The sequence below is a fragment of the Paenarthrobacter sp. E2MeOHC11 genome, assembly GCF_058744955.1.
The window spans coordinates 4,080,489-4,091,552 of record NZ_CP196673.1; the positions used below are offsets into that span (position 1 = coordinate 4,080,489).

Consider the following 11,064-nt stretch of genomic DNA (forward strand, 5'->3'; position numbering starts at 1 on the left):
CGGGGTTTCCCGGGAAAGCAAAAAGGCCTTGGAGCAATATTCGCTCCAAGGCCTTTCTTTGGTGCACCCCCCGGGACTCGAACCCGGAACCCATTGATTAAGAGTCAATTGCTCTGCCAGTTGAGCTAGAGGTGCAGCTGTTGTATTCGATCAACCCAGGGGCTTTTCATTCCCCGGCGATCTCCGCAACGACATGTAACTCTACACGACTTCCACCGAAGTGTGAAATCGACTCCCAATCGACTGCGGACCTCAGGATGAGCCCCGCAGGATCAGCGCGAAGTCGGGGTTTTTGTTGTTGCTCAGGACCCACAGCGTGCCGTCCGGAGCTCTGGCCACATCCCGCAACCGCCCATATTCACCTGTGAAATAGGCCACAGGTTCACCAGCCGTCCCGGCGTTGAGCGGGACTGCCCAGAGCCGTTGACCTCGCAGGGCGCCTGTGTAGGCCACGCCGTCCACGATTTCGAGTCCGCTCGGGGACGCCTCGGAAGTTGAAGGCCACACGACCTTGGCGTCGATCAGTCCGGCCCTGCCGGGTGCGCCGGTCACTGCAGGCCATCCATAGTTGCCCCCCGGCGTTATGAGGTTCAGTTCGTCATCCACGTCCGGACCAAACTCGCTGGCCCATAACCTTCCTTCGCTGTCCCATGCCAAGCCCTGGACGTTGCGATGACCGTAGCTGTAGACGGGATTTTCACCGAACGGATTTCCCGGGGCGGCACGTCCTTCCGGAGTAAGGCGCAGGATCTTGCCGCCCAAGGCATTGGTATCCTGCGGCTGTTCCCTGCGCTGGGAGTCGCCTGTGCCTACGTAAAGGAATCCATCGGGGCCAAAGCGGATCCGGCCGCCGTTGTGGGTTGATGCCTTGGATATGCCGGAGAAGATGACTTCCGGGTCGCCGAGTGACAGCCTCCCGCCTGCGTCCTCGTCGAGCCGCATCCGCGCAATACGGTTGTCGCTCGCAGAAGTGAAATAGGCATACAGCCAACGGTCTGTGGGGTAAGTCGGCGACACGGCAAGGCCCAGCAGGCCACCTTCGCCTCCGGGGTCGACGCCGGGAACCTCTCCTATGGTTGTGGCCCGGCCATCTCGAATGCCCTTGACCTGGGCCGAATCGCGCTCGGATACCACCGCTGTGCCGTTCGGCAGGAAGACGACGGACCAAGGGAGCTCCAACCCGACGTCGAGCTTCCCCAGGAGGTCAGTGGCGGGCTGGGTGCCCACCGTCCCCTGACCGTCACCAGCACTGGCAGTTGAGGAGGGGGCTGTCGCCCCCGGGGTCGCTGCGGATCCCGGCGACGATGGACTGCCAGTGCATGAAGCCAGGGCCAGGATCAGGGCGAATGCCGAAGCAGGCATGAGCGAGATGCGCCGTGCCACTGCGTGCCTGCCCATGCCTGCGTCCGTTGCCTATGCCTGCGGATACTGCCGCTTCAGTGCCTGTTGCGCCTGGGCGGCCTGAAGCCGGCAGCTTCCGCATGTGCGGCCGACTCGAACCAAACGTCCGCGGTGACGTCGTCGTACCCTGCCGCGTCTTCATCGTGGTAGGTCATGGCGGCGGCGTTGGCCTTTACGGGGTAGCCGTCTCCCGAAGCGCTGGAGGACCCGGTTCCATAAGGGTGCTCGGCCGCAAGGTGTCCGGAACTTGCGGAATCCTCGGCCGCGGCAGACTCTGCGCCCGGCAGCGTGGGGGAGTGGGCGTCGGTGTACTCATGGTGATGGACCGGGGCGCCGCTCTCATCGGTCCATGACGATTCCCATTCGGCCTTGTCTGCCGCATCAACTGCGTCTGCCGCATCAACTGCGTCTGCTGCATCGACTGCGTCTGCTGCGGCGGCTGGTTGTGAAGCACCTGCATCCCAGTCGTCAACGTCGCCGGCGTCGGCGGCATGCAGCTTCGCGTCGGTGTCCACTTCGGGTTCATCCACCACCGGCTCCTCGATCACCGGCTCCTCAATGACAGGTGCGGCGATGACAGGTTCTTCCACCGTCAAGCCCGGAGTTTCCACCGGGTGGGGTTCGGGGGAGGGGGTCTCCGGCGCGTCGTCAACGTCGCCGATGGAGGAGGCGCTGTTGGTCCCTTCTTCCCTGCTGGCTTTGATGTCGCTTGCTTCGTCGCTGATTGATTCTTCCCCTGCGGGGCCGCTGCCCTCGGCGGCAGCCTTGCCCAAATTCGTTACTCCGGCCAGGCCGGCTACACCTGCTGTCGCGGCGGCTGCATCCGGAAGGGGAGAGGTGTTGCTGGGCTCCATTGCGGCGGGAGCGTGGGTTGAGACCGAATTACGTGCTTTGTTGCGGTTCATCAGCCACCAGACAATAGCAATGACCAACACAATGACAATGACCCAAATTAACCAGTCCATGGTGGATGCCCTTCTGCTCACAGCGGTGCAGTTCGTGGTGTTCCTGACGTTACGTGCCTCCTAATGGGCTGTCCAGCGTTTGACCTGCTGTTCCACGGAACTTAATCAGTTTGCTTAGGAATGTGCGGGGGTCGGAAAATGCTGTGGAAAGGAATTCCGGTGGGTCGCCTAGGCTGGCTGAATGGACTTCAAAAGGCTGCAGATTCTGCGCGAGTTGGCAGACCGGCAAAGCGTTGGCGCAACGGCTGATGCCATGAATGTCACTGCTTCTGCTGTTTCCCAGCAATTGAAGACCCTGCAGGCGGAAATCGGTGTTGTGCTCGTTGAGAAGGTGGGCAGGGGTGTTCAGCTCACGGAGGCCGGGCACGCCATGGCCGCCGCTGCTGCAGACATCGCCACCGCCATGGCAAGGGCGGAATCCACCATCGACACCTATCGGAAGGGCTGGCAGGCGCGCGTTTCGGCGGCCTTCTTCCCCAGCGCCGCCGAGATGCTGTTGCCAGGTGTGTTGCATCGGGTCGCGGCTGTGGACGGCCTCACCTTTGACGCCCATTTCGAGGACCCGGGTACAGCCCATTTCGCACCTTTGGTGGCGGATTACGACATCGTCCTTGCCCACAGCGTGGATGGGTCGGAGGTTTTCGCTCGTCAGGGACTGATGGTGGTGCCGTTGCTGGAAGAGGCCCTGGACGTCGCGATGCCCGCCGGCCACCCCCTGTCGGCCAAGGCCGTGCTAAGTCCCGAGGACGTCGTTGACTACCCCTGGATCGGCGTTCCGGAGGGGTTCCCTTTTGACACCGTCCTTCGGCAGATTGAACTGAACGCCGGCAGGCAGGCTTCAAGGGGCCAACGGTATCCGGACCTGAGGGTGCTTGAGGCCCTCGTGGGTGCCGGCCACGGAATCTGCCTTCTCCCGCGTTATACGGCCCGGGCCAGTGCCAGACGAGGTTTGGTCCTTCGACCACTCACGGAGGTGAAAGCCAGCAGGAGCATCGTTGCCTTGTTGCGCCAGGAGGTTGCCGCGCGGGCCACCATCTCCCTTGTCGTGGACATGCTCAAGGACGAGGCTGCCGCAATCGGCAGCGAACTCCACGATTCCCACCACGACACATAAGGTCCGGATCAGGTTATGACCGCAATATTCGGCTGATCATGCATAAACCGGTGGGGAACAGTACTGGCGGCCCCAAGGTACCCATAGACTTTGCTCATGAGTGACACCACCCAGATTGCGACAGACAACACGCCGGACATCAAGCCCCGCAGCCGGGTCGTGACCGACGGCATTCACGCGGCACCCGCCCGCGGGATGTTCCGCGCGGTCGGCATGGGCGACGACGACTTTGCCAAACCCCAGATTGGTGTCGCCAGTTCATGGAATGAGATCACCCCCTGCAACCTCTCCCTCAACCGCCTCGCGCAGGGTGCCAAGGAAGGCGTCCACGCCGGCGGTGGCTTCCCGATGCAGTTCGGCACCATTTCCGTTTCAGACGGCATTTCCATGGGCCATGAGGGCATGCACTTCTCGCTCGTTTCCCGCGAGGTCATTGCCGACTCCGTGGAAACCGTGATGCAGGCCGAGCGCATCGACGGCTCGGTTCTCCTGGCCGGTTGCGACAAGTCGCTTCCCGGCATGCTCATGGCCGCGGCCCGCCTGGACCTCGCCTCGGTCTTCCTCTACGCCGGCTCCATCATGCCGGGGTGGGTCAAGCTTGAGGACGGCTCGGAGAAGGAAGTTACCCTCATCGACGCTTTCGAAGCCGTCGGCGCCTGCGCCGCGGGCAAGATGAGCATGGAGGACCTTACCCGGATCGAAAAGGCCATTTGTCCCGGCGAGGGCGCCTGCGGCGGCATGTACACGGCCAACACCATGGCATGCATCGGCGAGGCCCTGGGCATGTCCCTTCCGGGGTCGGCCGCCCCACCCTCGGCAGACCGCCGTCGTGATGACTTCGCCCGGAAGTCCGGTGAAGCGGTAGTCAACCTGCTGCGCCTGGGCATCACGGCCCGCGACATCATGACCAAGAAGGCCTTCGAAAATGCCATTGCCGTCACCATGGCATTCGGTGGTTCCACCAATGCCGTGCTGCACCTCCTGGCCATTGCCCGCGAGGCGGAAGTTGAGCTGACGCTGGATGACTTCAACCGCATCGGCGACAAGATCCCGCACCTCGGGGACCTCAAGCCATTCGGCCGTTACGTCATGACTGACGTCGATAAGATCGGCGGCGTGCCCGTCATCATGAAGGCGCTGCTCGACGCCGGCCTGCTGCACGGTGACTGCCTGACCGTCACCGGCAAGACCCTTGCCGAAAACCTCGCCTCGATCAACCCGCCGGACCTTGACGGCAAGATCCTTCGCGCCTTGGACAACCCCATCCACAAGACCGGCGGCATCACCATCCTCCACGGCACCATGGCCCCGGAAGGAGCCGTGGTGAAGAGCGCCGGTTTCGACGCCGATGTCTTCGAAGGCACCGCGCGTGTGTTCGAGCGTGAGCAAGGCGCACTGAACGCGCTGGACAATGGCGAAATCCATAAGGGTGATGTTGTGGTCATCCGCTATGAAGGACCCAAGGGTGGACCCGGCATGCGGGAGATGCTGGCCATCACAGGAGCCATCAAGGGCGCGGGCTTGGGCAAGGATGTCCTCCTGCTCACGGATGGCCGTTTCTCCGGTGGTACCACGGGCCTGTGCATCGGCCACGTTGCGCCGGAAGCGGTCGACGGCGGTCCTATCGCCTTCGTGCAGGATGGCGACCGGATCCGCGTCGACATCGCGGCCCGATCGTTCGACCTCCTGGTTGACGAAGCCGAGCTTGAAGCCCGCAAGGTGGGCTGGGAGCCGCTGCCGGCCAAGTTCACCAAGGGTGTCCTGGCCAAGTACGCCAAGTTGGTCCACAGTGCCTCCACTGGGGCGTACTGCGGATAGTTCCTACCGTGGGCTCCGGCTGCCATGAGACAGTCGGAGTCCGGTGGGCGGACATCGCTGTCCAAATAGTGAGATACGGTAGTGGTCAATTGACACGTATCTCACTTTGAGGGAACACTGAACGCATGATCACATTCGTTACCGTCGGCGTCGTCGTCCTTACCAAGCGCGTGGCTTAGTCCGACCGGTAACGAACTGTCACGCGCAAACCCCTCGAAGAGCCGGAAGGCTGAGGGGTTTTTTTATTCCCCTAAGCAAGACCCATCTATTGAAGATCCACTAAGGAAGAGTCCGATGAGCAAAGGATCGCCGATCAGCCCCTCGCTGATGGCTGCAAAGTCCGCTGGAGCCCACAAAGCTCCGGAAAAGGTCGACCGTACGGCTGAGGCCGTCGTCGTCGACGCTGTTGCGCCTCTCTCTCCTGTACTTGGGCCGAACACCGTTGTACCCCCAACGGTGATGTCCGGCTCGCAAGCAATTGTCCGCTCGCTCGAAGAACTCGGCGTGGACGATATTTTCGGTTTGCCCGGTGGCGCGATCCTGCCCACCTACGACCCCTTGATGGCTTCCAGCATGAATCACATCCTGGTCCGTCACGAACAGGGAGCCGGCCACGCCGCGCAAGGCTACGCCATGGTCACTGGACGGGTTGGCGTTTGCATCGCTACCTCGGGCCCCGGTGCCACCAACCTCGTTACCGCCATCATGGACGCCCACATGGACTCCGTGCCGATGGTGGCCATTACCGGCCAGGTCTCCAGCGGAGTCATCGGTACCGATGCCTTCCAGGAAGCGGACATCGTGGGTATCACGATGCCCATCACCAAGCACTCCTTCCTCGTGACGGACCCCAACGACATTCCGCACGTCATGGCAGAAGCTTTCCACCTCGCATCCACGGGCCGTCCCGGTCCTGTGCTGGTGGACATTGCCAAGGACGCCCAGGTGGGCCAGATGACGTTCTCCTGGCCGCCGAAGGTTGACCTGCCGGGCTACCGTCCAGTGGTCCGCGGCCACAATAAGCAGGTACGCGAAGCTGCCAAGTTGATCGCCGCAGCAAGCAAGCCGGTCCTGTACGTGGGCGGCGGCGTAGTCAAGGGCCACGCCTCGGCCGAGCTGATGGAACTCGCGCTGGCTACCGGCGCCCCTGTGGTCACCACGTTGATGGCACGTGGCGCATTCCCTGATTCCCATCCCCAGCACGTTGGCATGCCCGGCATGCACGGCTCAGTATCCGCCGTGACTGCCTTGCAGCAGGCCGACTTGCTGATCACCCTTGGTGCCCGGTTTGATGACCGGGTCACGGGTGTATTGAAGACCTTCGCCCCCTTCGCCAAGGTCATCCACGCAGATATTGATCCCGCGGAAATTTCCAAGAACCGTACAGCCGATGTCCCGATTGTTGGCTCGGTCAAGGAAATCATTCCGGAGCTCACCGAAGCCGTAAAAACGCAGTTTGAACTCAGCGGGACCCCGGACCTGGATTCCTGGTGGGCCTTCCTGGGCAACCTGCGGGACACATATCCGCTGGGTTGGACGGAGCCTGAAGACGGGCTCACGGCTCCGCAGCGCGTGATCAAGCGCATCGGTGAGCTCACCGGTCCCGAAGGCATCTACGTTGCCGGCGTCGGCCAGCACCAGATGTGGGCCGCCCAGTTCATCAAGTACGAACGGCCTCACGCCTGGCTGAATTCAGGTGGCGCAGGAACCATGGGATACTCGGTTCCGGCAGCCATGGGTGCCAAAGTCGGCGAACCGGACCGCGTGGTCTGGGCCATCGACGGTGACGGCTGCTTCCAGATGACCAATCAGGAACTGGCCACCTGTGCCATCAACAACATCCCCATCAAGGTGGCCATCATCAATAACTCCTCGCTGGGCATGGTCCGCCAATGGCAGACGTTGTTCTACGAGGGCCGCTACTCGAACACGGACCTGAACACAGGCCATGACACCATCCGGATTCCGGACTTCGTGAAACTGGCCGATGCCTACGGTTGCGCCGCACTGCGGTGTGAGCGTGACGAAGACATCGACGCCACCATCCAGAAGGCCCTCGAGATCAATGACCGCCCGGTGGTCATCGACTTCGTCGTCAGCCCCAACTCGATGGTGTGGCCCATGGTGCCTTCGGGCGTCAGCAATGACCAGATCCAGGTTGCCCGCAACATGACCCCGGAATGGGAAGAGGAGGACTAGGCATGACCCGCCACACACTGTCCGTTCTGGTAGAAGACAAGCCCGGCGTGCTGACCCGCGTGGCCAGCCTCTTCGCCCGGCGCGCATTCAATATCAATTCCCTGGCTGTGGGACCCACCGAGGTCCCCGGCATGTCCCGCATGACGGTTGTCGTCGACGCCGACGGCGACCTCATTGAGCAGGTCACCAAGCAGCTCAACAAGTTGGTCAACGTGATCAAGATTGTGGAGCTGACTTCAGAATCTTCCGTACAACGCGACCACATCCTGGTCAAGGTACGTGCGGATGCCGCGACACGCCTGCAGGTTACCCAAGCTGCAGACTTGTTCCGTGCCGCCGTCGTCGACGTGTCCACCGACTCGTTGGTGATTGAGGCAACCGGTACCCCCGAGAAGCTCGCTGCACTGCTCTCAGTGCTCGAGCCGTTCGGCATCCGTGAAATCGTGCAGTCCGGCACCTTGGCCGTTGGACGGGGATCCCGCTCCATGAGTGACAGGGCGCTCCGCTCCGCGTGAGCAGTGCGTCCAGTACCGCAGCACCACAATCAATATCTAAGAAAACCACTCAAGAGGAGTTACGCAAGTGACTGAAATGTTCTATGACGACGACGCAGACCTGTCGATCATCCAGGGCCGCAAGGTAGCCATCGTTGGCTACGGTTCCCAGGGCCACGCCCACGCGCTCAACCTGCGCGATTCCGGCGTCGAGGTTGTTATCGCACTGAAGGACGGCTCCAAGTCGGCCGCCAAGGCAGAGGATGCAGGCTTCACGGTCAAGAACGTTGCGGACGCTGCCGAATGGGCAGACGTCATCATGATCCTGGCACCGGACCAGCACCAGCGCTCGATCTTCAACGATTCCATCAAGGACAAGCTGACCGAGGGCAAGGCGCTTGCCTTTGCACACGGCTTCAACATCCGCTTCGGCTACATCGAGGCTCCGGCCGGCGTTGACGTCATCCTGATCGCTCCGAAGGCTCCGGGCCACACCGTGCGCCGCGAATTCGAAGCCGGCCGCGGTATCCCGGACATCATCGCTGTTGAGCAGGACGCTTCCGGTTCCGCATGGGACCTGGCGAAGTCCTACGCCAAGGCCATCGGCGGCACCCGCGCCGGCGTCATCAAGACCACCTTCACCGAAGAGACCGAAACCGACCTCTTCGGCGAGCAGTCCGTCCTTTGCGGCGGCGTTTCCCAGCTCGTCCAGTACGGCTTCGAAACCCTGACCGAAGCCGGCTACCAGCCGCAGATCGCCTACTTCGAGGTTCTCCACGAGCTCAAGCTCATTGTGGACCTCATGTGGGAGGGTGGCATCGCCAAGCAGCGCTGGAGCGTTTCCGACACCGCTGAGTACGGCGACTACGTCTCCGGCCCGCGCGTCATCACCCCCGAGGTGAAGGAAAACATGAAGGCTGTCCTCGCGGACATCCAGAGCGGCGCGTTCGCCAAGCGCTTCATCGACGATCAGGACAACGGCGGCGCCGAGTTCAAGGAACTGCGTGCCAAGGCAGAGCAGCACCCCATCGAAGAGGTCGGCCGCGAACTGCGCTCCCTCTTCTCCTGGCAGCAGCAGGACGCCGACTACGTTGAAGGTTCCGCAGCCCGCTGATCCTTGGGAGCATGAGCCCAGTGGCGCATGCCCTGCACGACGCCCGTCCGGCCAACACAGCCGGGCGGGCGTCGCCGTTTTACCCGTCGTTTCTCCACCGAATAGCCCAGCCACCCTGGCTGTGAACTTCTTCACAACAGCTACCGGTCCGGCCGTAACATCCCTCGCCGGCAACGGAATCCCCGCCCGGATTCGATATTCTGGGCTGGTCCCGGCGCCGTGCCCGGGCCACGCATCCGCTCCTTGTCCAGTTCTGTCCCAAAGTTGTCCAAAGTAAGGTGCCACCCCGTGTCAGCCAGCAAACCCGTCGTCCTCCTCGCCGAGGAACTTTCGCCCGCCACAGTCGAGGCATTGGGCCCGGACTTTGAAATCCGACAGACCGACGGCGCCGACCGTTCCCAGCTGCTGTCCGCAATCGCCGACGTCGATGCCATCCTGGTTCGTTCGGCCACGCAGGTGGACGCCGAAGCCATTGCTGCGGCCAAGAACCTCAAGGTCATCGCCCGTGCAGGCGTCGGACTGGACAACGTGGACATCAAGTCCGCCACGCAGGCCGGCGTCATGGTGGTCAACGCCCCCACGTCCAACATCGTCTCGGCCGCAGAACTCACCGTGGGCCACATCCTGAGCCTGGCCCGCCACATCCCGCAGGCCAGCTCCGCGCTGAAGAACGGCGAGTGGAAGCGCTCCAAGTACACCGGCATCGAGCTCTTCGAGAAGAAGATCGGCATCATCGGCCTGGGCCGCATCGGCGCCTTGGTGGCAGCGCGCCTGCAGGGCTTCGAAACCGAGATTCTTGCCTACGACCCCTACATCACGGCGGCCCGCGCGGCCCAGTTGGGCGTCAAGCTGGTAACGCTGGATGAACTTCTGCAGAATTCCGACTTCATCACCATCCATATGCCCAAGACGCCGGAGACGGTGGGCATGCTGGGCGCTGACGCATTCCGCAAGATGAAGGAATCTGCGTACGTCATCAACGTTGCCCGTGGCGGTTTGGTGGACGAAGAGGCTCTCTATGTTGCGCTGAAGGAAGGCCAGATTGCCGGTGCCGGCGTGGATGTCTTCGTCAAGGAGCCGAGCACCGACCTCCCGTTCTTCGAGCTGGACAACGTCATTGTCACCCCGCACCTTGGAGCGTCCACCGACGAAGCCCAGGAGAAGGCCGGCGTCTCTGTTGCCAAGTCGGTCCGCCTGGCGCTTGCCGGCGAACTTGTTCCGGACGCAGTCAACGTTGCCGGCGGCGTCATCGCCCCCGACGTGCGCCCGGGCATCCCGCTGATCGAAAAGCTGGGCCGGATCTTCACTGCGCTGACCCACGCATCCTTGACGCAGATCGACGTCGAGGTCGCTGGCGAAATTGCGGCACTGGACGTCAAGGTTCTTGAACTGGCCGCACTGAAGGGCGTATTCGCCGACGTCGTCACCGAGCAGGTCTCCTACGTGAACGCTCCGGTCATCGCCGAACAGCGCGGCATCAACACCCGCCTCATCACCACTCCCGACGCTGAGGACTACCGCAACGTCCTGACCATCCGTGGCGCACTCAGCGATGGTTCCCAGATCTCTGTTGCCGGTACCCTTACGGGTCCCAAGCAGGTGGAGAAGCTGGTGGGCGTCAACGGATACGACGTTGAAATCCCCATCAGCGAGCACTTGGTTGTTGTGGCCTACGCCGACCGTCCCGGCGTGATCGGCACCATCGGACATATCCTGGGCATGAACAACATCAACATCGGCGGCATGCAGGTGGCCCGCCAGACTGAAGGCGGCCAGGTTCTTGCGCTCCTGACCATCGACAGTTCAGTCCCGCAGCAGGTCCTGGAGGCCATCAAGGCCGGTATCGGCGCAGACATGGTCCGGGAAGTGGACCTGGAGGACTAGGACTGGATCTGATTTCCACCCGCTAAGTTCGCGTGCCGGCGACACACCTTTGGCACGCAGGAGTGGCCGGTCTGC

At 62.5% G+C, this 11,064-nt stretch carries 8 protein-coding genes and 1 tRNA gene; 6 read left to right on the top strand and 3 right to left on the bottom strand.

The window, feature by feature from the left end; genetic code table 11:
- Positions 1–59: 59 nt before the first annotated feature.
- The 3 genes from ACSSVG_RS18990 to ACSSVG_RS19000 all read right to left on the bottom strand — a co-directional run bounded on the left by ACSSVG_RS18990 (position 60) and on the right by ACSSVG_RS19000 (position 2,366).
- Positions 60–135, bottom strand: a tRNA-Lys gene (locus ACSSVG_RS18990).
- 117 nt (positions 136–252) lie between these two features.
- Positions 253–1,398, bottom strand: a complete 1,146-nt coding sequence (locus tag ACSSVG_RS18995) for a PQQ-dependent sugar dehydrogenase (RefSeq protein ID WP_492415865.1) — start codon at positions 1,396–1,398, stop codon at positions 253–255.
- A gap of 38 nt (positions 1,399–1,436) precedes the next feature.
- Positions 1,437–2,366 (bottom strand): sunset domain-containing protein, encoded by a 930-nt coding sequence (locus ACSSVG_RS19000; RefSeq protein ID WP_492415866.1) that lies wholly within the window; start codon positions 2,364–2,366, stop codon positions 1,437–1,439.
- A 181-nt stretch (positions 2,367–2,547) separates the two neighbouring features.
- On the opposite strand from ACSSVG_RS19000, the gene ACSSVG_RS19005 reads away from it, so the two are divergent.
- From ACSSVG_RS19005 to serA, 6 genes are all read left to right on the top strand, one after another.
- Positions 2,548–3,480 (top strand): LysR family transcriptional regulator, encoded by a 933-nt coding sequence (locus tag ACSSVG_RS19005; RefSeq protein WP_492415867.1) that lies wholly within the window; start codon positions 2,548–2,550, stop codon positions 3,478–3,480.
- Between the two features lie 96 nt (positions 3,481–3,576).
- Positions 3,577–5,298 carry a dihydroxy-acid dehydratase gene (ilvD, locus tag ACSSVG_RS19010; protein ID WP_231339962.1) on the top strand — a complete coding sequence of 574 codons (1,722 nt, stop codon included), beginning with the start codon at positions 3,577–3,579 and terminating at the stop codon, positions 5,296–5,298.
- A gap of 294 nt (positions 5,299–5,592) precedes the next feature.
- Positions 5,593–7,497: an acetolactate synthase large subunit gene (locus ACSSVG_RS19015; RefSeq protein WP_231339961.1), complete on the top strand. Its 1,905-nt coding sequence runs from the start codon at positions 5,593–5,595 to the stop codon at positions 7,495–7,497.
- A 2-nt stretch (positions 7,498–7,499) separates the two neighbouring features.
- The gene (ilvN, locus tag ACSSVG_RS19020) at positions 7,500–8,012 is read left to right on the top strand and encodes an acetolactate synthase small subunit (RefSeq protein WP_021470923.1); all 513 of its coding nucleotides are present in this window, start codon (positions 7,500–7,502) and stop codon (positions 8,010–8,012) included.
- Between the two features lie 67 nt (positions 8,013–8,079).
- Positions 8,080–9,105, top strand: coding sequence for a ketol-acid reductoisomerase (ilvC, locus tag ACSSVG_RS19025; protein ID WP_159702194.1), 1,026 nt, complete (start codon positions 8,080–8,082; stop codon positions 9,103–9,105).
- Between the two features lie 288 nt (positions 9,106–9,393).
- Positions 9,394–10,989, top strand: coding sequence for a phosphoglycerate dehydrogenase (gene serA, locus ACSSVG_RS19030; RefSeq protein WP_159702197.1), 1,596 nt, complete (start codon positions 9,394–9,396; stop codon positions 10,987–10,989).
- Positions 10,990–11,064: the final 75 nt, after the last annotated feature.

Excerpts from the sequence above, each read along its gene's own strand:
- ACSSVG_RS18995 (WP_492415865.1), bottom strand. The coding sequence starts at position 1,398 with ATGGGCAGGCACGCAGTGGCACGGCGCATCTCGCTCATGCCTGCTTCG.
- ACSSVG_RS19015 (WP_231339961.1), top strand. The coding sequence starts at position 5,593 with ATGAGCAAAGGATCGCCGATCAGCCCCTCGCTGATGGCTGCAAAGTCC.
- ilvD (WP_231339962.1), top strand. The coding sequence starts at position 3,577 with ATGAGTGACACCACCCAGATTGCGACAGACAACACGCCGGACATCAAG.
- ACSSVG_RS19000 (WP_492415866.1), bottom strand. The coding sequence starts at position 2,366 with ATGGACTGGTTAATTTGGGTCATTGTCATTGTGTTGGTCATTGCTATT.
- ACSSVG_RS19005 (WP_492415867.1), top strand. The coding sequence starts at position 2,548 with ATGGACTTCAAAAGGCTGCAGATTCTGCGCGAGTTGGCAGACCGGCAA.
- ilvN (WP_021470923.1), top strand. The coding sequence starts at position 7,500 with ATGACCCGCCACACACTGTCCGTTCTGGTAGAAGACAAGCCCGGCGTG.